The organism is Paraburkholderia sediminicola (assembly GCF_046026855.1).
In the GTDB taxonomy this organism is placed as follows: Bacteria; Pseudomonadota; Gammaproteobacteria; order Burkholderiales; family Burkholderiaceae; genus Paraburkholderia; species Paraburkholderia sediminicola_A.
Genome location: NZ_JAQQET010000059.1, coordinates 1 through 21,103 on the forward strand (window position 1 = coordinate 1; position 21,103 = coordinate 21,103).

Annotated in this window: 16 protein-coding genes and 1 pseudogene; 8 read left to right on the forward strand and 9 right to left on the reverse strand. The window is 56.0% G+C overall.

The genetic code is table 11. The annotated features are described in order from the left end of the window. Positions 1 to 63 precede the first annotated feature (63 nt). A complete protein-coding gene (locus PQR40_RS37750; protein WP_408242038.1) occupies positions 64 to 954 on the forward strand; it encodes a carbohydrate ABC transporter permease in 891 nt (296 codons plus the stop codon). Then, entirely contained in the window at positions 951 to 1,802 is an 852-nt protein-coding gene (locus PQR40_RS37755) for a carbohydrate ABC transporter permease (protein ID WP_408242036.1), read from the forward strand. The genes PQR40_RS37750 and PQR40_RS37755 overlap by 4 nt, the downstream gene beginning before the upstream one ends. A gap of 487 nt (positions 1,803 to 2,289) precedes the next feature. On the opposite strand, the gene PQR40_RS37760 is transcribed toward PQR40_RS37755, so the two are convergent. The 7 genes and pseudogenes from PQR40_RS37760 to PQR40_RS37790 all read right to left on the reverse strand — a co-directional run bounded on the left by PQR40_RS37760 (position 2,290) and on the right by PQR40_RS37790 (position 10,946). Beyond that, positions 2,290 to 3,474 (reverse strand): porin, encoded by a 1,185-nt coding sequence (locus PQR40_RS37760; protein ID WP_494478200.1) that lies wholly within the window; start codon positions 3,472 to 3,474, stop codon positions 2,290 to 2,292. A gap of 537 nt (positions 3,475 to 4,011) precedes the next feature. Then, positions 4,012 to 4,935, reverse strand: a pseudogene (locus tag PQR40_RS37765) (ABC transporter permease subunit); the annotation flags it as partial. A gap of 120 nt (positions 4,936 to 5,055) precedes the next feature. Then, a complete protein-coding gene (locus PQR40_RS37770) occupies positions 5,056 to 6,600 on the reverse strand; it encodes a sugar ABC transporter ATP-binding protein (protein ID WP_408340821.1) in 1,545 nt (514 codons plus the stop codon). Between the two features lie 86 nt (positions 6,601 to 6,686). Then, entirely contained in the window at positions 6,687 to 7,616 is a 930-nt protein-coding gene (locus PQR40_RS37775) for an ABC transporter substrate-binding protein (RefSeq protein ID WP_408242032.1), read from the reverse strand. Between the two features lie 118 nt (positions 7,617 to 7,734). Next, complete coding sequence (locus tag PQR40_RS37780; protein WP_408511179.1) at positions 7,735 to 8,934, reverse strand: Gfo/Idh/MocA family protein; 1,200 nt, start codon at positions 8,932 to 8,934, stop codon at positions 7,735 to 7,737. A 138-nt stretch (positions 8,935 to 9,072) separates the two neighbouring features. Further along, entirely contained in the window at positions 9,073 to 9,792 is a 720-nt protein-coding gene (locus PQR40_RS37785; protein ID WP_408391442.1) for an SDR family NAD(P)-dependent oxidoreductase, read from the reverse strand. An 83-nt stretch (positions 9,793 to 9,875) separates the two neighbouring features. Next, the gene (locus PQR40_RS37790; protein ID WP_408242026.1) at positions 9,876 to 10,946 is read right to left on the reverse strand and encodes a zinc-binding dehydrogenase; all 1,071 of its coding nucleotides are present in this window, start codon (positions 10,944 to 10,946) and stop codon (positions 9,876 to 9,878) included. 397 nt (positions 10,947 to 11,343) lie between these two features. Here PQR40_RS37790 and PQR40_RS37795 point away from each other — a divergent pair, with 397 nt between their 5' ends. The 6 genes from PQR40_RS37795 to PQR40_RS37820 all read left to right on the forward strand — a co-directional run bounded on the left by PQR40_RS37795 (position 11,344) and on the right by PQR40_RS37820 (position 16,901). Then, on the forward strand, positions 11,344 to 12,228 hold the full coding sequence (locus PQR40_RS37795) for an intradiol ring-cleavage dioxygenase (RefSeq protein ID WP_408391440.1): 885 nt from the start codon (positions 11,344 to 11,346) through the stop codon (positions 12,226 to 12,228). Continuing rightward, complete coding sequence (locus tag PQR40_RS37800) at positions 12,225 to 12,572, forward strand: Dabb family protein (RefSeq protein ID WP_408242022.1); 348 nt, start codon at positions 12,225 to 12,227, stop codon at positions 12,570 to 12,572. The genes PQR40_RS37795 and PQR40_RS37800 overlap by 4 nt, the downstream gene beginning before the upstream one ends. A gap of 84 nt (positions 12,573 to 12,656) precedes the next feature. Further along, on the forward strand, positions 12,657 to 13,235 hold the full coding sequence (locus tag PQR40_RS37805; RefSeq protein ID WP_408340817.1) for an NADPH-dependent FMN reductase: 579 nt from the start codon (positions 12,657 to 12,659) through the stop codon (positions 13,233 to 13,235). Between the two features lie 82 nt (positions 13,236 to 13,317). Then, positions 13,318 to 14,670 carry an amidohydrolase family protein gene (locus PQR40_RS37810; RefSeq protein ID WP_408242018.1) on the forward strand — a complete coding sequence of 451 codons (1,353 nt, stop codon included), beginning with the start codon at positions 13,318 to 13,320 and terminating at the stop codon, positions 14,668 to 14,670. 169 nt (positions 14,671 to 14,839) lie between these two features. Next, positions 14,840 to 15,739 carry a sugar phosphate isomerase/epimerase family protein gene (locus tag PQR40_RS37815; protein ID WP_408340815.1) on the forward strand — a complete coding sequence of 300 codons (900 nt, stop codon included), beginning with the start codon at positions 14,840 to 14,842 and terminating at the stop codon, positions 15,737 to 15,739. Between the two features lie 100 nt (positions 15,740 to 15,839). Beyond that, positions 15,840 to 16,901 (forward strand): maleylacetate reductase, encoded by a 1,062-nt coding sequence (locus PQR40_RS37820; protein WP_408391438.1) that lies wholly within the window; start codon positions 15,840 to 15,842, stop codon positions 16,899 to 16,901. A gap of 66 nt (positions 16,902 to 16,967) precedes the next feature. Here the strand turns inward: PQR40_RS37820 and PQR40_RS37825 are convergent, their stop codons facing one another. Then, complete coding sequence (locus PQR40_RS37825) at positions 16,968 to 17,894, reverse strand: LysR family transcriptional regulator (protein ID WP_408242012.1); 927 nt, start codon at positions 17,892 to 17,894, stop codon at positions 16,968 to 16,970. A 653-nt stretch (positions 17,895 to 18,547) separates the two neighbouring features. Then, a complete protein-coding gene (locus PQR40_RS37830) occupies positions 18,548 to 20,242 on the reverse strand; it encodes an ABC transporter substrate-binding protein (RefSeq protein ID WP_408511180.1) in 1,695 nt (564 codons plus the stop codon). Positions 20,243 to 21,103 lie beyond the last annotated feature (861 nt).

The window sequence follows — 21,103 nt, forward strand, 5'->3', positions numbered from 1 at the left end:
ACTATCCGGCCCATCCCGTCGCGCCCATTTTTTAACATGAGCGCGTCTTACGATCGAGCACGCATGAGCCGTTCCGCTTCTTCGCGCCTCCAGGCGCCCTGGTTGCTGATTGCGCCGAGTCTGGTGTTGGCGCTTTTCATCATCAGCTATCCGATTTTCAACATCGTGTGGCAATCGCTGCACGAGGTCTCGCGCTTCGGCGCGATCCGCGATTTCAGCGGTCTGCAGAATTTCATTACGGTTTTCACCGATCCAAACTTTCTTGCCGCAGCCAGACGAACGGTTGTCTGGACCGTGTGCGTGGTGGGCGGCACGGTGCTGATTTCCGTGCCGGTTGCGCTGATTCTGAATCAGGATTTCTACGGGCGCGGCGTGGCGCGCACGATTGTGATGCTGCCGTGGTCCGTCTCGCTGACGATGACCGCCGTGGTGTGGCGCTGGGCCTTCAACGACGACTACGGCATGGTCAACGTCACGTTGGAGCGGCTTGGCTTGATCCACGGTCAGATACATTGGCTTGCGACGCCGGAGCTCGCCTTTCCCGTGGAAATCGCGGTTGGTATTCTGGTGTCGATTCCCTTTACGGTGACGATTCTGCTGGGCGGGTTGTCGTCGGTGCCGGGCGATATTTATGAAGCGGCGCGAATGGATGGCGCCAGTGCGTGGCAGCAGTTTCGCAAGCTGACGATGCCGCTCTTGCGGCCGTTCATCAACATGACGATTCTGTTGAACGTGATCTATGTGTTCAATTCTTTCCCGATCATCTGGGTGATGACGCAAGGCGGGCCGGATAACGGCACGCACATTCTCGTTACGTATCTCTACGAGCTTGGATTCAGGCTGGGACGTCCCGGCCAGGCCGCGGCCGTGTCGCTGATCATGCTCGTCATGCTGTTCGTTTTCTCGATCGCTTATCTGCGCCTGCAGCCCGCGAAAGAAGGAGAGGCGTCATGAGTCTTAGCGTCAAGATGAAGCGCTCGTTGTGGTGCTGGTTGGCGCTGTCGCCGCTGGTTGTGGCGGTGCTGTTTCCGTTTGCTGTGATGTTTTTTACGGCGTTGAAGCCGGCTACTGAGATCTTTGTTTATCCGGCGAGGTGGTTACCGGTGCATTGGCAGTGGAGCAATTTTTCGGACATGTGGGTTGCGGCGAATTTTGGTGTCGCGCTGAGGAATAGCTGTGTGATTAGTTTCTTGTCGACTGCGTTGGCGTTGGCGGTGAGCTTGCCGGCGGCTTATGCGTTGGCGAGGTTTCCGTTTCGTGGGAAGGGACTGTATTCGCAGTTTCTGCTGGTGACGCAGATGTTGTCGCCTATCTTGCTGGTGGTGGGCTTGTTCCGGCTCGCGGCGATGATTCCTTATGGGGATGGGAATCTGGTCGACTCCAAGATTGGGGTCATCGTTTCTTATGCTGCGTTCAATATCGCGTTTGCGGTTTGGATGTTGTCTTCTTACTTTCAGACGGTGCCAAGGGATTTGGAAGAGGCGGCCTGGTTGGAGGGATGTGGCAGGACGAGGGCTGTTTTTAAGGTGTTCTTGCCGCTGGCCGTGCCTGCGATTGTTGTTACGGCGATCTTTACTTTTATCAATGCCTGGAATGAGTTTGCGGTTGTTTATACGTTGATTCGGTCGCCGGAGAATAAGACTCTGACCGTGCAGGTGACTGACATGGTCGCTGGCAAGTACGTCGTTGAGTGGCATCTGGTGATGGCCGCTACCCTCTGCGCGACGTTGCCGGTTTCGATTGTGTTTGCCTGGTTGCAGCGGTTCCTGGTTAAGGGATTGGCGTTGGGGGCGGTGAAGTAGGGTTGGAGAGGCACGGCAGGCAGGGGCTCGTCGTAGATGATACCTTTCAGCGCCCTAAATCCATCATCCGGCCTTATCCCTCGTGCGCCTTGCGTCATAGTCGCATTTGCGGTTCTGCGACGGACCGGTCTTCGGCCTGAGCTGCCGTTCGTCCATTGGCCTTGCTATGCCTGCTCACTGCCTCAGACCAGCCATTCGTTGACAGCCATGGCGAACGTCTGCTGCCAACATCAACGAATGCCAGCCCACGACCCATCCTGGCCCCCAAAGGGAAGGGTGAACAGCTTACGTCTAAGCCGGCGTCGAACCCTTGATTCGTCTAGAAGTTATCTTCGTCTCCATGAAAATGGTAACGGAAGAAGGCAGCCTTTTCTTTCATCCCATCCTTGATGCGATTTCGTCACGTTCGCGACCACTGCCGTCGTTTTACATGTCTAGGAGCGGTGGCCCAACCGATTATTCGCACCGCCGCCCCGGCCTCCTACGCTTAAAACTGCGTAGCGATCCCCGCAAAAGCACCGAACTGGCTGTGACCGAAGTTCGGATTAGTACTCGACATGTTTCCGTTCACCGGATCGTTATTCGTGTTTGCTCCGTACAGTCCACCGTTAAGTCCAAGATTCGAGGTCTCACTGTTATGCAAATAGCCGAGTTCGGAATAAAGGCGAGTACGTTTCGAAAGCTGATACGCACCGGAAAGCGTGTACAACGTTGCATTTCCGTTCCCGTTGTTTGCATTCGCGTGATACACCGCGCCTGTCAGGAACGTCGAGGGCGTCACCGCCCACTGAGCGCCGACCCATTTGTCATCTACCGTAGTAGGTAGCGAAGTGCCTGCTGGCAACGCGGACGGGTTTGCTGTTCCGTAATAGCCCACATTTGACGCGTCGGGCGCGCTAAGGTGCTGGTACCCTGCATAGAACGTCACAGGGCCCCAGACGTAAGACCCACCCGCAAAGATCGAGCGCGAAGCGAGATAGACGTTACTGAACTTCCCATTTCCGTCGCGCATCTCATCGTAAATGGCCTGGAAATCGAGACTATGCGCTTTATATTCCAACTTTATGCCGTCATCACGGCCTTGAGAACTGCCGAGTCCGGTTGATGTTCCCTGTTGGCTGGGAACGCTCCCTGGGTTACCGGCGTTCCAAGTAGTCGAGTTGGTCAGATTGTATTGACCTTGAACGGTAAATCCTCCGAAACTTGGTGACAGGTATTCGGCACCATTCGCCGCCTGCGGGAACATGCGGCCTCGCACAAGTGTGCCAAACGAATACTTCTGCGTCTGTTGAGGGTCAAGGATACCCGCGTATTGAAGCAACTCACTGGCACCGAAGTTACCGATACGGAATGACCCGTAGGTTGCATTACTCATCCCCACGGTTGCCTGGCCCTCAAAGAAGGAGCCATTCGCGAAAGTCCCATTCTCCGTGTTAAGCCGGGACTCCAGTTGGAACGTCACGAACGTGCCCCCACCGATGTCCTCGAGTCCTTTCAGACCAAATCTCGATTCAGCCCAATTTCCCGATTCGGCCGCCCAACGACTCCCTTTCGGCAAGCCGGTCTCGTATTGCAAACCATTATCGACAAGCCCATACAGCGTAAGGCTGCTTTGAGCACTCGCTGCGACTGCCAGGCTCATCGTCAGCGATCCAAGAATGATACGCTTCACCTTTTTCTCCTTTCTCCAAACTGTGAAAAGACGCTTTCTATAAATATGTAATGCTAAATATATGAGTCTTGTTTTTTAAGTTCTATTGTTTTTAGAAGCCTTGTAGATTGATCCGTCGATCAGGTAGTGCTCGCGATTGCGTACGCACGAAATGACACTCTCATTGCGGTTCTTGTTCGACAATGACGTCAACGCACGTGCGCGTGCACACAAACAGATCAAAACTCGCCCGGGCCAATCACCGTACCTTACGCGCGCACGCGGACGCAGACGCCTTGCCGGCATCAACGTCGCGTCGAGGATGGCCATGCTGGAAAGGCGGATACGTCTGCGATGCCTACACGTTTTCGGCCTTAAGCGCCGCCATGAAGATCAGATCTGTGTTCGACGTCGCGCGGCAGAGCATTTTTGTCACTCGAGATTTCCACCATTTTCTGCGTTGCTCGAACATCGATCGCGGCCGACCGAAGCACGCAGAAGGCAAGCCCAAACGCGTAAATTTATTGACTGTCGTGCTTCGATTACGCTTGTCGATAACTAGGTGCGGTTCTCATCGCTGCGGCGGAAGCGATCGAGCGCCACGGCAGCAATAATCACGAGCCCTTTGATAATGAACTGCCAGATGTCGGACACGCCGAAGATGACGAGGCCATTGGAAAGTACTGCAATGATCAATGCACCAACCAGGGTTCCCCAGATTGAACCTACGCCACCCACGAAGCTCGTTCCGCCGAGAATGACCGCTGCAATTGCGTCGAGTTCATAACCCTGCCCGACCTGCGATCCATTTGCAGCGTACAACCGCGCCGCGGACATCACACCACCGAGACCAGAAAGCAGTCCAGAGACGACGTAGACGAACAGCAGGATCAGGCTGACCTTGATGCCGGAGAGACGGGCTGCCGCAGAATTTCCACCGAGTGCGTAGATCCAGATACCGACCACAGTACGGCGAAGGATGAACCACGAGACCGTGATTACAGCGAGTGCAATGAGCGCAAGTACAGGCACGCCCAGGAAACTTGCATTACCAATCCACGCGAAGCTCAGATTCTGATTCATCACCGTACCGTCGTCACCGAACAAACGGGCGAGTCCTCGCACGGCGGTAAGCGATCCGAGCGTGACGATAAAGGGTGGAAGCCGGAGATACGCGATTAGCAAGCCATTGATTCCCCCCAGCACGGCCCCCGTCAAAAGTCCGACCGGGAGCGCAAACGCGCTGAACGATGGACTGAGAGAACAGATCATGGCTGTCATCGCCGCGGTAGCCAGCATCGAGCCGACTGAAAGGTCGATGCCACCTGTGAGAATGACGAAGGTCATCCCTGCGGCCAGGACTGTGTTGATAGCAGCCTGTTGCAACACAATGGCTATGTTCTGGCCCGTGAAGAATGTGCCTTGAGTGGCGAGATTGAAGGCGAAGCAAAGAATGATCAGCACCGGCAGCATGCCGATTGCGCTAATCAGCCTGCGCACGTACACCTTATGGGCTGACATGCCGATGCCATCTGTCAGTTTCTTGGCCGTGGTGGAACCGCTAACGGTTGATTTGTTCATGATTGTCTCCAATTCTGGGTATCAAGCGGCATCAAGGGATGCATTGGCACCTGCCGCCAGGGCCATAATGTTTTCTTGCGTAATTGCTTCCTTGTTGGGGCCGCCGATCTCGCCGACGATATGGCCCGCGCGCATCACAAGAGTGCGATCGCAAACTCCAATGATTTCCGCCAACTCGCTTGATATCACCACGACACCGATTCCCTGGCGAGCCAGGTCGTCGATCAGGCGATAAATCTCCGATTTCGCACCGATGTCCACCCCACGCGTTGGCTCGTCGAGAATCAGGACCTTTGGCCCGATCTGAAGCCAACGGGACAGCAAAACCTTCTGCTGGTTTCCTCCGGAGAGGCTGCCAACATTGACCAGGGGGCTCGCCGCCCGAATGCCAAGTTGCTGAAATGCCGAGTTGGCGCGGCTTTTGCCTTTTGCGAGATTAAGAAAACCGCCGTAACGGGCATCTGGAACGATGACGCCGATATTGATGTTTTCGGCGCACGACATGTCTAGAAAGAGACCAAGTGCCTTACGATCTTCCGTCAGGTATGCTAGGCCATGTTTGAGAGCGTCCGAGGGTTGACGGATGTTCAGTTCTTGACCATTGATAAAAATCTTCCCGCCTGTTTTCTCATCGGCCCCGTAAATCAATCGGGCCAGCTCAGTACGTCCGGAGCCGACCAGCCCGGCAATGCCCAACACCTCGCCTTGATGGAGTTGGAAACTGCACGGCTTGACTTTGTCGCCGTCGGTAATGTCCTTTGCTTCGAATATCACTGGACCACGGCTACCACCGGAATCGTGCTCCTTCATGTAGAAGGTCGATAGATCCCGACCAACCATCATCTTGACGATCGTCTGCGCGGATAGCTCGGCACGCTCGATCGTGCCAACGTACCGCCCATCACGCAGTACGGACACACGATCGGAGAGGTCGTAGACCTCTTCCATGCGGTGGCTGATATAAATGATGGCGATGCCTTCTGCGCGCAGCTGCCTGACCAGTGCGAACAGCCTCTCACATTCGCGAGATGAGAGCGCGGTGGTGGGCTCGTCCAGCACCAGAATCCTGGACTTCGCATGCAGCGCACGGCCAATTTCTACCAGTTGCTGCTCTGCGATCGAAAGCGTACCGACCAGCGTGCGAGCATTGAAGGGAGCGTCGAGTCGCTCCAGTACGTCGCGACAGCCTGCATACATTGCCCGGCGATTTGCCATTCCGTGAGTTACAACCTCTCGCCCCAAATAGATGTTTTCAGCAACGGTAAGATTGGGAGCGAGGCTCAATTCCTGGTAGATAATTGATACGCCATGCTTTTTCGCTTCCAACGGATTTCCGATGGTTACCGGCTGGCCATCGATCAGGATCTCACTGCCCACATCAGCCTCATAGGCACCTGAGAGGATCTTCATAAGCGTCGATTTCCCTGCGCCGTTTTCCCCCATCAGTGCAAGAACCTCACCACCCCATGCGCGCAGATTGACGTTATCGAGAGCCTTTGTGCCGACGAACGTCTTACTGACGTTCCGCATCTCGAGCAGAGGAATCCCACTATCCGTAGGCATCATGTCTCCTTGTATGTGCTGGTTGGTGCGCACGCAAAAGCGCGTGCGGGGACCGCATGCATCGCGGCATACGCCGCGATGCACCAAACTCAGTTCATAGCCCAGCCCTTATATGACCCAACGTTGTCACGCGTGACCAGTTTGGGGTCGAGGAGCACAACCGGGGTTGACGGAGCCTTGTCGGTCTTCAAAATGTCGTTGCCAATGTCAAGGGCTTTCATCGCCATCCCGTACGGACTCTGAGCCACCGACCCCTGAATCAAGGAACCCGACTGCTTGAGCGAGACCTCGACCTCGGGGGAACCATCGATGCTGACGATCGCGAAGTCCTTGCGATTCATCTGTTTTGCCGCCAGGTCAGCGCCAATGGCTTCCTGATCACAGACAGTGAACATGCCATCAATCTTCGGGAACCGGGTCATGAGCGATTGAGCGACAGCGAGACCGCCATCACGTGTCGCCTTGCCATTTTGATTGTCGGAAAGGATTTCGAAATTTCCTTTACTCAGCACTTCCTTGCAACCCTTGACGCGATCTTTGATGGAAGAAACAGACGGACCGTTCAGGATAATGACCTTGCCTTTCCCGCCGAGCTTGTCCGACAGGTATTGGCACGCCATTTCCCCAGCCTTGATGTTGTTGGTCTGCACGGTCGCCTTGGCACCCTCCGCGGATACATCAACCGCAACTACTGGAATCCCCGCCGCTTCTGCACGCTTGACCGCCGGCAAGATTGCTTGTGGATCGGCGGCGACCAGCATGATCAGGTCGACCTTTGCCGCGATGAAATTATCGATCTGGGAAAACTGCTTGTTCAGGTCGTAGTCAGAGGCCACCGCTGTGACTTTCACGTTCGGATTGATCTGCTTTGCGCGATCGGTGACGCCCTTTACAACAGCAGTCTGGAAAGGATCGCCGAGAGTGCTGACCGTAACGCCGACCGAAGTCAGCTCTTTCGCTGATGCCGCACCTACCAGCAAGCTCATGGCGGTCAGGCCAAACAAAAATTTCTTAAGCATCATTGTCTCCAATCTGATTTAAAAAACTCTACGGTGTCACGTTCGCCAGATCGTGACGGAACCTGGCCTTAGGAAGGCCAACTGGGTTCTCAATGAAAATTCAAGCTCAGATTCGAACTCAGCTTCTTCCAGGCAACCCGATCTCTTGTCGTGTAAGCGCGGTCCAAGCTCCGCCCTTATCGTTGGAACGAACAGCAGCGTCGATCAGCGCCATCGTGTCCACTCCGTCCGAAATGCCTGGAATGCCGTCGAGGTATGACTGATAAGGCAAGTCAAGACGCTTGGCCATCAGCGCCTTCGCGAAATCCGAGTACAGGTTTGCAAAGGCAAGTGCGTAACCTTCGGGGTGTCCAGCCGTGAAACGCGTCGAGGCGGCCGCTGCAGGCGAAAGGCAGTTGTAGCCCCGAGCAAGCCTCAGCGCGGGCTTGCCAGCCGCTTTGAACCAAAGAACTTCCGGTTCTTCCTGAACCCACGTGAGACTGCCCTTCTCTCCAAAAATCCGGAATGAAAGCCCATGGTCGTTTCCGACTGCGACATAGCTACCCCACAGTCGACCTCGAGCGCCACCTTCGAAGCGTACTGTCAAATAGGCGTTGTCATACACTTCACGCTCCTCGGCGAAAGTCGTCATTTCGGCGGAGACTTCCTCGACGCGAAGTCCGGTGATGTACGAGACAATATGGTGGGCGTGAGAGCCAACTTCTCCCAGGAGCACGCCCTTGCCCATCGCCGATTCGCGAAACCGCCAATGGCGATCAGGATTCTGGGGATCAACCACAAAGCCTGCGCATAGTTCGCCTTCAATACATTGGATCTTGCCAAGTGCGCCCGAGGCTATCAACGCGCGCGCTTCGCGAACCATCGGATAACCGGTGTAGCAATGCGTGAGGAGGAATATCCGGTCGTGGCGCTGGACGAGCTCATTGAGGCGTTGCGCCTCGCCGAGATCACGGGTGAGCGGCTTTTCACAGATGACGTCGATCCCTTTTTCCATGAATGCGCTCGCCACTTCGAAATGCAATTGAGGCGGGGTGGCGATCACCACCGCATCGATGTGGTCCTCACGTGCCGCCTCGCGCTCTGCCATCACACGAAAGTCGGTGTAGATGCGATCTTCGTCGATCAATTCGGCCTGCGCGGAAGCTCTCGCGACCTCGGGATCAACTGACATCGCGCCAGCGACTACATCGTAAAGTCCGTCGGCCCGCATGGCGACAAGATGAGTACGACCAATGACGGAATCCTTTCCGCAGCCGACGAGGCCCACTCGCACGCGCCGACCAAATTGAGAGAGAAGATCGATAGACATACGTTTCATCTGCCTTACGCCTGCAGCGAAAGCTGAAGGCTATTGAGAAATTCGCCGACCGTGCTAATGAAACCAGTCAACGTCGATGGAAGCACTTCTTTTGGGACCTTGAGACGATCGCCGCCCGCGTTCACGCATCGCATACTGCTACTGGGCGAGATATCCACCGTCGATCACCAGTTCGCTACCAGTCATAAACGAGGACTCGTCACTGGCGAGGAACAAACAGACGTTCGCGACTTCCTCCGGCGTACCCATGCGTCCCATCGGCGTCTTTGCGATGATCCCGGCGTTCATTTCGTCGGACTGATCCGTAACCAGAGGGGTCCGGATCAATCCAGGATGAACGGAGTTCACGCGGATATTTTCGGGCGCGTAGGTCACGGCCGCGTTCTTTGTCATGTTTCGTACGCCGCCTTTCGCTGCAGCGTAGGCGGCAGCCCCCGCGACCCCAACAATGCCCCACATGGACGAGAAATTGATGATCGAGCCCTTGCGCATTGCGCGCATTGAGGGGAGTACCGCCTGGATGCCAAGGAAGCTGCCGGTGAGATTGACGGCGAGCACTTTCTGCCAACTGTCCAGATCGGTGCCGTCCAGCGTTTCATAGCAGCCGACAATGCCAGCATTGTTGACGAGTACATCGATGCGCCCGTGTTTGGCAACCACCGACTCCACAACGCGTGACCAATCCGCAGGCGAGGACACGTCAAGCTGCCGAACGTCGAAGCCATCCGAATCGCTAGCCAGCTTGATATCAGCCGCAATCACCGTGGCGCCTTCGCGTGCGAAAATCTGCGCTACTGACAGTCCGATGCCCTGTGCGGCTCCGGTGATCACAGCGACTTTTCCTTTGAGTCGGTCCACTTTCTATCTCCTATCTAATATTCGCTATTTGCGGTACCGTTTTCGTCTTCGTCGAAAATCCGCTGTATCGCCCGTTGTCTCGACTACTGTGGCATCGCCACCAGAATCTTGAGCTTGGAACTCTCTTTGGCCAGCAACGCCTCAAAGCCGTCGTTCTTGGCGTTGAACATACTGATTTCAGCGTCGACAATTTTTTCAACGGGGAATAAACCGCTTCGCATCATTTCGAAGATCCGAGGCCAGATCGTTATCGGATAGTTCAACGAGCCTCTGATGGTGATGTCCTTCACGGTCCAGCGGAACGGCTCTACTTCAACCTTCCCTCCCATGAGGCCGACCTGAACAATCGTTCCCTGCGGTTTCACTGCATCAACGCATGCGTTCAACGCACGGCCATTACCCGAGCACTCGATTGCAGCATCGACACCCACGCCGTTTTCCGTTTCTTGACGAATGATTTTCCCGATGTCGCTGACAGTGGGATCGAGAACGACAGCCCCGATGCCGAGGCCCTCAATGCGCTTGCGCCGATTGGCGTTTGGTTCGCTGACAAAGATTCGGGAAACGCCTGCGGCGCGGCCCGCGAGCGCAGTCATCGCGCCAATAGTCCCGCCGCCGGTCACCAGCAAGCTTCCGCCGGGTTGAACTTGAGATCGGTCCACTGCATGTACACCAACTGCTGCCGGCTCGACGAGCGCACCTTGTTGATCGGTGATGTAATCTGGCAGCCGGATCGCGTTGCCCTCATTCACTATCGCAAGTTCCGCCATTCCACCCCACGGCCAACTCAAGCCAATGACAGAGGCCTTCGGCCCAAGGAACGGGACGTTTCTTTGCCCAAAATAGTCGTCTCGCGGTCCGGTTTGCGGCTGGATGGAAACGCGATCACCCGGGACAACTGTACTGACGCCCTCGCCGACCGAGATGACGCGACCCGCGAATTCGTGGCCAAGGATCTGCGGCAGAGAAGCGCTGCTGTAGGGGTTCGGGTCCGCTGACGTCCACGTCGGGCCGTGATCGTATTCATGAAGATCAGAGCCGCAGATCCCACAAAATGTTGGCGCAATAAGCACCTGCCCATATCCCGGCGCGGCCGGCGCATCTACATCGTCGACGCGAAGATCGTGCTTGCCGTGAAACCGTACTGCTTTCATTGATGGTCCCCTCTAAGCCAGTTTGTATCAGGTGATCTGGTAGCCCTTGTCGGCTTCTGTTACCCGGTGGCTAGAGACTATGCGAACGCGGACTAAAGAAATATGCGTATTCGCGAAATCATATTTCCGGTGAGCGGAAATATCCCCGCGATAAAGCAGTCCTATGGAAAACCTCATCAGGATTAGCCCGAGGCAATGACAACCGCGCGCCAGCACTCGAGAGAAACGGGTGACCCTTCGTTAATGGATGCGGGGAATATGTGCTACGAAGTCCAGCGGACATTCTTTTGATTTATCCACCAGGCGGAAATGTCATTTCGCTATAGCGCATTTTTTTCCCGTTACGAGGCCGTTAACCTGTCGTCTCATCCATATGCGCACAACGGAGAGGACAGCGATGCTCAACATCAACGAAGACACCATTACGCAGGCTGTACTTGCGTCAATGGATGATCGCTGCGACGCCAGGCTTCGCACGATCATTACCAGCCTGGTGCAGAATCTCCATAGCTTCGCGCGCGATGTCCAGCTCACCGAGGCGGAGTGGTTCAAGGCCATTCAGTTTCTCACCGAGGCGGGACAGATTACCGACGACAAGCGGCAAGAATTTATTCTGCTTTCGGACACGCTTGGCCTTTCTATGCTGGTAATGGCGCAGAACAACAAAAAGCCGACCAAATGCACGGAAGCTACTGTATTTGGCCCCTTCTACGTCGAGGGAGCGCCGGAATATGAAAACGGTGCCGATATCGCGAACGGCGCGCGAGGCGAGCCGTGTTTTGTGAGCGGTCAGGTCCGCGGCCTTGGCGGTACCCCTGTGTCGAACGCACAAATCGACGTGTGGCAATCCGACGAAGACGGCTACTACGACGTGCAAAGACCGTCCGAAGGCTCGGCAGTCGTATCCCATCAGGCGCGCGGCAGCCTGCGCAGCGGCCCTGACGGTCGGTTTCATTTTCGTTCGATCCTTGCGGAGGCATACCCGATTCCCCACGACGGCCCCGTGGGCCGGATGCTGGAAGCGTTGGGGCGACATCCGTGGCGCCCGGCACACCTGCATTTCATGATCAAAGCGCCCGGCTACGACACTCTCATCACCCATGTATTCCGAGACGGCGATCGGTATCTGAATTCTGACGCGGTGTTTGGCGTTCGCTCTACCTTAATTACTGACTGGGTCCAGCACGATGCCGGTTTGGCACCCGACGGCTCGAAAATGGAAAAACCGTTTTATACGGTCAACTACGACTTCATACTGAATCCGGCGGAGGTTTCGGCATGATCCGACATATTGTCATGTGGCGAGTGCGCGGTGAAACACCGCACGAACGTCAGGAAGCTCGCCGGCTCGTCAAGGAGAGCTTCGAGGCGTTACGCGGTCGAATTCCCGGCATGCTCCGACTCGAGGTCGGACTAGATTCGAGTGCAGTCGATTATGCATGTGACGCCGTACTGGTCACCGAGTTCGACTCACTGGCCGCTCTTGATGCCTACGCGACGCATCCGGAACACCTGCGAGTGCGAGAGCGGCTTGGCGATATAAGAACGGCGCGTTTTCAGGTCGACTATCCCATCGATCCAATGGCCGACGCTGAAAGACAAGAGACTACGGCGGCGAACGCCTGATCTGACTCGGACGGCTGCCCGAGCCACTACCGCTAGAAAACTTTGACCCGTAGCCATCACGCAAGTATTTTTCCAAGGAACATAATGCCTGATCAAAACTCGTTGCGCTTCGTTACGCTTGTCGGAAGCTTGCGTCGTCTTTCCTTCCACGCTGCCATTGCGGATTCCTTGCCAGAGTTGGCACCGGAGAACGTGACTGTGACGAAGCTGCCCTCGGTTGGGCTACTTCCTCACTACGATGCCGATGTTCAGGCGGAGGGCTTCCCGCAATCGGTGCTCGATCTTGGCAACGCAATCCGTGAAGCAGACGGGGTCATCATCGTTACCCCCGAATACAACTACTCCGTCCCCGGCGTTCTGAAGAATGCGCTGGACTGGCTGTCGCGTCTTCCGACAACACCCCTTGCAGGAAAACCTGTCGCCATTCAGTCAGCCTCGCCCGGCATCTTTGGAGGCGCCCGCGCGCAATACCACTTGCGCCAGAGTATGGTGTTCCTCGATGCGCAGGTGCTGAACAAACCAGAGGTCATGGTGGGTGGAGCCGCGAGCAAGGTCGATGTCGAGGGCAGGACCATCACGGACCAGCAGACGCGCGAGATCGTCACCGCTCAGTTGAAAGCCTTCGCTCTCGTGGCCATGCAGCGCAAACTGTTGAACAGCTAATCTGGCAGTGGCGTCGAAGCGAAGACAAGACGTTTCGCCTTCGACTGAGTATGCCCCCAATTCATAGAAAGGAGACGCGTCGATGAAGCTGCTGATTACAGGCGGTCATGTCATCACGATGGATCCGGCCATCGGCAATGGCCGCTTCGACGTATTGATCGAGAACGACCTGATCGTCGCGGTGGGACCGTCGATCCAGGCGCATGATGCACAGCTACTCGACGCTACCGGGTGCATTGTCATCCCGGGGCTCATCAACGCGCATATGCACACGTGGCAGACCGCGCTTCGCGGAGTGGCAGCAAACTGGACGCTGCCCACCTATTTCCGCAGTGTTCATGCCGGACTCGCCACGTTGTTCAATCCGAATGACCTTTACATCGGTACGTTGCTGGGCGCGCTCAATCAGTTGAATCTTGGCACGACCACACTGGGCGATTGGTGCCACAACAATTCGACGCCTGAACACACAGACCGTGCGATTGACGGGTTGCTCGAATCCGGGATTCGCGCGGTCTATTTTCACGGTTCGCCCAAGCCAGATCCAAAACCTGGTCAGAAGCACTTCAGCGAGATCCCCCATCCGCGCAGCGAAATCGAGCGCCTGGTGAAGAACAGGTTCACAAGCCGCGACGCGCGAGTCGGACTCGGCATGGCGATCCTTGGTCCTCATTACTCGACTTACGAGGTGTCGGAGCACGATTTCCAGCTTGCAGCCGAGTTCAAGCTGATCGCCAGCATGCACTGCGCAGGGCTCGAAGCGAAAACACCGGATGGCTGGGAACGTCTGGCCGAGCGTGACCTTCTTGGCCCGACCACCAACGTCGTTCATGGTAACAACTTAAGTGCCGCGCAACTTCGGATGATGGTCGGTCGCGGCGTCACATTCTCTGTCGCGCCCGAGACCGAAATGACTCAGGGACACGGCCATCCGATAACAGGTCGTTTACGTGATGCAGGCGGTGCGCCCTCGCTTGGAGTCGACCTTGAGTCAGCCATCGCGGGTGACATGTTCACAGTAGCACGCGTAGCGCTGGCCTCGCAGCGAGCGTTGGACAATGCACGAGCTCGGGCGGACGGCGGACAGTTGCCCGCTCATTCCACGATTTCCACATCCGAAGCGCTCAGTTGGATAACGATTCGCGGCGCCGAGGCGCTAGGGCTGCAGGACCGGGTCGGATCACTGACGCCAGGAAAGCAGGCCGACGTCGTTTTGATCCGCGCAGACGGATTGAGTATGCGACCGGTGCACGATCCTGTGTCTGCTGTGCTGATGCAAGGAAGCGCGGCAAACGTCGACACGGTGTTGGTGGCTGGCGAGTTCAAAAAACGCGCCGGCAAACTCCTTTATGAACAACTCGAGGAACGACTGGACGAACTGGACGCCTCGGGCAACCGTATTAACAATCGTTTCGCAGAACTGGTGCCTGTATGACGATTGCCGATCTCCAGTCGGCCAGCACAAAAAGGACGCCGGGGACATTTGCAACGTCTCCCGTCCGGGCTTTGCTCCGCGATTATTGTGTCTTGAGAGCCTGACATCGCCCGTTCGACTCTCGCGCCCATCATTAGATATTCAAATTTCGCTTTTTGGAGTAAGCCAAGTGAGCACACGTGACACTGATCTGCTGGCCGCATACTGGACTCTTGCCGGAGACGTGGATCCGCTCCGCCCATCGATCAGTCCTTACTCGTTACAGGCACGGATCGAGGCTGCATCTAAAGCGGGCTGGCGAGGCATCGGCGTTATTCACGAGGACCTGGTGGCGACGCTCGACAAGATCAGCTCCGACACTGTCAAGCATATGCTCGAAGACAATGGGATCAGGCACTTTGAGCTTGAGTTCCTCGTTGACTGGTACCGGGATGGTCCAGAACGCGCAGTATCGGATCGCGCTCGCCGCGTGATTTTTGAACTCGGTGCCAAGCTGGGCATGAAGAATGTGAAGGTTGCTGCGAGCGTGCTCGATCAGCGCTCGCCAAACTTCGTCCGGATGGCGGATGAGTTCGCGAAGCTGTGTCTGGAGGCCGCCGAGGTTGGTTCAAACGTGTCGATTGAAGTGATGCCATTTTCGATCGTGAATACGCTAGAAAATGGTTTAGCTATTGTGCAGGAAGCCAATCAGCCGAATGGAGGCCTCCTCCTGGATATCTGGCACATGGTTCGCGGCGGTATCGACTTCAGCGAAATTGCAAAGATCCCGCCGCAATTCATCAAGGCGGTTGAACTCGACGACGCGAACTCGGCAACCGAGGGAAGCTTGCTCGAAGACACGGTCTTCCGCCGCAAGCTGTGTGGCGAAGGTGACCTCGACAATCCGGGCTTCATCGAAGCGGTGCAAAACGCTGGATTCAATGGCGAATGGTACGGCGTGGAAATCATCTCTACCGAATTGCGGAAACTACCGCTGAATGAAATGGCGGCACGGGCGTTCGACACAACGATGCAGCAGTTCCGCGAAGTTGAAGGGCGGAAGCACAAAACCGCCGCTCTCGATCAATGACAGAACAAGAAAACATGGCGCCAGATAGGCCTTTGAACTGGTGACTTGCTCGACGCCTACTCAACCCCAACCGCGCATAACGACAGGTAAGGATGCTTCGATGTACGATTTCGTTTACACCTCGCAGTCTTCGAAAGTAGTCTTTGGCTCGGGTGCTCTCGCGCGTGTTGCGGAAGAGGTCTACGCGCTCGGCGCTCAAAAGTCTCTCATCCTTTGCACCCCGGAGCAGGAAGGACAGGCAACCGAAGTTGCGCATTTGCTGGGGCCGCTGAGCGCAAGCGTATTTGCGGAAGCGCAGATGCACGTGCCGATTGAAATTGCAAGGCGTGCACGCGACCATGCGCGAAGCGTCGGGGCCGACTGCGCGGTTGCGATAGGCGGAGGATCTACGATCGGTCTCGGCAAAGCGATCGCCCTTGAGTCGAGTTTGCCGATCATTGCGATTCCAACTACCTATGCTGGCTCCGAGATGACGCCCATCTATGGGCTCACAGAGGATGGACTAAAGCGTACAGGACGTGACGCGCGAGTTCTGCCCAAGACTGTCATCTACGATCCGATGTTGTCGTTGAGCTTACCGCTCGGCTTGTCGTTCGTGAGCGGCCTTAATGCAATCGCTCACGCCGCGGAAGGACTCTACGCACGCGATGGCAATCCTGTTATGTCGCTCATGGCAGAGGACGGAATACGTGCGTTGGCCGTAGGATTGCGCTGCATCAAACAAGACCCCAACAACCTGTCGGCACGCAGTGATTGCCTTTACGGCGCGTGGATGTGCGGAAATGTACTGGGCCATGTGGGGATGGCTCTGCATCACAAGCTCTGTCATACCCTTGGTGGCAGTTTCAATATGCCACATGCGGAAACACACGCTATCGTGTTGCCCCACGCGCTGGCATACAACAGCGACGCTGCGCCTGATGCGATGTCCCGAATTTCCCGGGCCCTCGGAAGTGAAAGCGCCGCGCGTGGAGTCTTCGAGTTGGGGCGTGAACTCAACATCCCTTCGGGGTTGCGCGAGATAGGAATGCAGGAATCTGACCTGGATCGAGCATGCGAGATCGCTCTGTCCAACCCGTACTGGAATCCACGCCCGATTGAACGCGAGTCACTTCGGTCCTTGCTTCAGAATGCATGGGACGGAAGCGCGCCTTGCCGATGATCGGCGTCTGCCTGTTTCAACATCATGGATAAACCGGGCATGTGCCAGGTCGGCGCATACGACCAGTCACGCAGCCTCCGCCAGCCATCGTTTTTCCAGGTCCAGATTCTTCACCCGTTCGATGAGGAACTCTGTGAAAGCGCGAATTTTTGCGGGCTGATACTTACGGCTCTGATACGCAAGATTGATCGTGAGCGGCGGCAGCTTCCAGTCCTCAAGAACCGGGATGATCCTCCCCGACACAATGTCATCGTAGATGATGTACAAAGGCTGGATGACCATTCCCAGGCCTGCTCTACCAGCGCCAACGATGACTTGGCCTTCGTTTGAATCGAGCACGCTTTCGATCCGGATGTGACGTTCCTCTTCTCCCTTGCGTAGGTGAAGCATATAGGGATCGGCTGCGAGGTTGTACACCAGCATCTGATGTTTCTCCAGATCTTCCGGTGTACGAGGACGTCCGTGCAGTTGTAGATAGGCCGGTGAGGCAGCGATCACTCGCCGGGTTTCGGCGAGCTTCCGCACGGTGATTCCGGAGTCGTGTTCATGCTCCTTGGTACGTATTGCCACATCGATCCCCGCCTCGATGAAATCCTGATATTGATTCGCCGCCACAATCTGCACGGAAAGGTCCGGGTACCTCTTCCTGAACTCGGGGAGTGCTGGGGCAATGTGCATCATCGCGAACGAGACTGAACTCGTTACCCGTAAAACGCCGCGAGCGACCACGCATTCGTCGGAGACAATCGATTCTGCCTCTGCCATTTCTGCAAGCATTGCGGAACATCTCCGGTGGTAATCATGCCCAACGTCGGTCAGCCACATCCTCCGGGTAGTTCGTTCTATGAGGCGCGCCCCCAGACGTTCTTCGAGCGCGCTCAGCGTGCGACTTGCCGAAGCGTTCGACATGTCGAGTCTATCGGCAGCTTTCGAGAGGCTGCCCAGTTCGGCAGTCAGGACGAACAACTCTATCTCACTCCACCTATCCGCCATTTTTTGTTCCTCTACGTGGAAAACTGCGCTCTGATTATTGAAGACGGGCAAACAAAATCAAAGCGCGTAGGTGTCCACTTTGAGAAAAGTTCATTTTGGACTTTTTATGGACGGTCCGGCCTGTCGCGGAACAGTGGCCGGCATCCTGTTCGCATTGGTGCGCACCCGGCCTCCAGCTTGCTGCGACGCAGCGATCGTCGAATCTCTCGCCCAATACTGCGAAGAAGCCCCTTGACTGTTGCGACCCACTCGAGCAGATCCTGGGTCACACGCGCTGCGTTTCTCTTTACTTCTCGTGAAGAAAGTCATTTCACGACAGTGCATTTCTCTTCGCACCTGCGAGTTTTATCGTTGAACTCGATGCTGTATCACAGGGGAAATGGCGATGCGCAACATTAGCGAGGACGGTAAGTATCTCGACGCAGATGTTGTATTCGGTTGCGGTCCACGCTGATTTCGAAATGAATGAGACACACGCCTGACATTGCGCCCGACGGAAATTTTCTGGATGTCCTATATAGATACTTGATTTCGTCTATCAGGCTCGCCCTGGAGGAATCGTTTTCGGCGCTGAAAGCCCTGGTCATCTTGAGCGCGGGGTCCTGAACCTCAATTCCGAGCGAACGCGCGGACTCTCTGCATAACCGGTTGCCTTAACTCTGGCGAGCCTGAAGGATGCGGTCGATACGTTGTTGAGACCGGACCACCGCTTCTTTTGGCGTGAGCTCGCCGCGCATCATTCGATGAATCTCCTCGCCGAGGATAGACACCATCCCTGAAAACTCCGGGATTGGGGGACGCTGCCAATACTTCAGTTGATCGTTTTGCGCGAGTGTATCTATCGTCTCGATGACGCCACTCATGCCCTTGACCTCAGGATCTGCACTGACGCTAAAGCGCGGACTGACCAGGCAGCCATTCTGGACGTAATACTTGATCAGTTCGGGAGACGTAAGATATTGGACAACGCGCCACGCCATCTCGACACGTTTCGGATCAATGTTCCTGGGGATACCAAGAGCATATCCACCCATTGGCGAGATGCATCGTGCTCCCCCCGCACGCGGATGAGGAAGATAACCAGACCGCCTGTAGGCAGCCGACGCCGGGTTAAACTCGAAGCGCGCTGCGCGAACCGACCAGATGTATGCAGTCGCAATCTTCCCTTCGGCATACAGTTGTGCGACGTCGTCCCAAGCGAGGTCCAGTAGGTTTCGTGGGGCGAATTCCTTGAGAGCGAGAAGATACTCTGCTGTCGCAAGGCCTTCCGGGCTGTCGATCACGCATGCGATCCGCCCCCGAGAAAGTTGGGAAAGGTCGAAATCCTCGTCGATCATCGGCAAATCAAGCGGTGACCGGCCGAAGTCACCCAATAATTGTAAGAACGTTTGCGCGATTGCGGTTCCGCGTGCCGCACAAAAAGCGACTCCGGCGATGTCCGGACGCTCCTTCTTTAGTAGACGAAGAGCCCGCAATGTTTCGTCGATGGTTGTGGGAGGCGCGAGACCGAGAGATTCGAAGATATCTGTCCGATAAAAAAATAGCTCGGCGGTTGGCTCGATTGGAACGCCGTACCGTACTTCATCGTAGCTCGCGGCATTCCAGCTTGCCGGATGGAAGTCGGAGGGATGTATGTTGCTACTTTCGAGCAGAGCATCAATCGGCATCAGTACACACTTCTCCGCATATTCGCCGATCAACGGCATGTCGAAGTCGATGATGTCGTAATGAGAAACTGCCCGCCGGGCATCGGCGAGGGTCAGTGTTCGAACATCGTCTATCGATGCGCAAGTGATCTCGACCTTACCACCCAACCATTGCTCGAGTTCCTTTTGAGCCCCCGCCAGAATGAGAAACGTCGGGTCGTCGGTGAATAGAAACCGCATCGTATTCTTGACCCCGATGCCCTGCCGCAGGATTGCAGGTCCCGAGATAATGTTGGCGGCCATATAGGACGCACCGAAATAGTAGTTACTGCGTCCCTCGCCGTCGGTTGGAAACCCAAAGGTCTGAGCGACTATGTCCTTCATCCGCAGTGCATAGTCGTGAAAGCGGGCTAGCATGTCCTCACTGGGATGCAGGGAGAACGATTTCCCGGTCGTAGTGCGCTCGCGCTTGATGATCAGTTCCTCCGCGAGCATCTGGTCGATCTTTCGCACTGCCGTGCTGTAGGGCATATTCGCGGCGTGTGCCAGGCTGGTTACTGTAACCAGCTTGTTCTCCAAATGCCTGCGGATTACGAAAAGCAGAATGTCCCAGGTTGCCTCGTTGATCCCCAGACACTCGTTTGACAACGTGCGCGCCTTCTCGGCGAAGGAAATGATCGTCAATAGTTCTTGCTTCGTCACCGCTTGCGCTCCTTGTCTCCAGTGTGGCTGGCTCAACTGCCAGCGTCAGTTTTTCCGCAGCGACAGGATCGCGTTGACTACCGGAAAGTCGGCGGCTTCGAGCTTGCTGCGGATTCGCTTGTCACTGATAGGAAGTATATTGTGTTTCCGTCAGTGGACCTCCGAACTAAAGGGGTCTCGCTAGAAGCGGTTGGCGGTGAATATGTCATATCCTGCAGGGGCCCGCAAATATGACGAGTCCACGAAGGTTCTTGTTGACGCGGGTCGGACGAACCTATGCGCTCGCCGACATCTCCGCCTGCTGGATGGCGCTTGATCCGCCGTTCGCAGCGGGTGGCGAGCACGCTCGCGCTGACGTCGAGACAAGGACATGGGGAACAGTCGATGCGCGAACGGCAGGAAAGCAACCTATAGCAACCTCACCGAGCTCGTTGCCTGAATGACAGCAACGGCCGAACAGTCGACTCACACAAGAGGGCCGAGCGGCAAATGGACATTCAATGCTCATTTGTACGGGGTGCAGGCGCGTTCCTCTTACAATTTCGGCTGGCGAACGGACCAGATTCCGGCTCATGACTGCGGAGACTCCTGTGCCTTCACGCATGTCCCGTTCTGCAAACACAGATAGAAACGTTTTATCGCACTCTATGCCAGCATGGCGGCTGGTCTCCTGCTGGCTGCGGGCGTCTTTCTGTCTGAAGCGCGCACTATCGTCGCTGACGAAGAAGTTGAGCCGTTTCTCGGCGGGTGATCACGAGACTACTGTTCAAATTGGATGAGGGGGTGGAAAGCATAGCCTCCAACGGCCGCTTTGGAGAAAGCTGAGGGCGGCAGCGGGTCGAACCGGGTCGGTCGTCATCC

Coding starts and splice junctions, on each gene's coding strand:
- PQR40_RS37750 (WP_408242038.1), top strand. CDS start 64: ATGAGCCGTTCCGCTTCTTCGCGCCTCCAGGCGCCCTGGTTGCTGATT.
- PQR40_RS37755 (WP_408242036.1), top strand. CDS start 951: ATGAGTCTTAGCGTCAAGATGAAGCGCTCGTTGTGGTGCTGGTTGGCG.
- PQR40_RS37770 (WP_408340821.1), bottom strand. CDS start 6,600: ATGATGCCTACGGATAGTGGGATTCCTCTGCTCGAGATGCGGAACGTC.
- PQR40_RS37775 (WP_408242032.1), bottom strand. CDS start 7,616: ATGCTTAAGAAATTTTTGTTTGGCCTGACCGCCATGAGCTTGCTGGTA.
- PQR40_RS37780 (WP_408511179.1), bottom strand. CDS start 8,934: ATGAAACGTATGTCTATCGATCTTCTCTCTCAATTTGGTCGGCGCGTG.
- PQR40_RS37790 (WP_408242026.1), bottom strand. CDS start 10,946: ATGAAAGCAGTACGGTTTCACGGCAAGCACGATCTTCGCGTCGACGAT.
- PQR40_RS37795 (WP_408391440.1), top strand. CDS start 11,344: ATGCTCAACATCAACGAAGACACCATTACGCAGGCTGTACTTGCGTCA.
- PQR40_RS37800 (WP_408242022.1), top strand. CDS start 12,225: ATGATCCGACATATTGTCATGTGGCGAGTGCGCGGTGAAACACCGCAC.
- PQR40_RS37805 (WP_408340817.1), top strand. CDS start 12,657: ATGCCTGATCAAAACTCGTTGCGCTTCGTTACGCTTGTCGGAAGCTTG.
- PQR40_RS37810 (WP_408242018.1), top strand. CDS start 13,318: ATGAAGCTGCTGATTACAGGCGGTCATGTCATCACGATGGATCCGGCC.
- PQR40_RS37820 (WP_408391438.1), top strand. CDS start 15,840: ATGTACGATTTCGTTTACACCTCGCAGTCTTCGAAAGTAGTCTTTGGC.
- PQR40_RS37825 (WP_408242012.1), bottom strand. CDS start 17,894: ATGGCGGATAGGTGGAGTGAGATAGAGTTGTTCGTCCTGACTGCCGAA.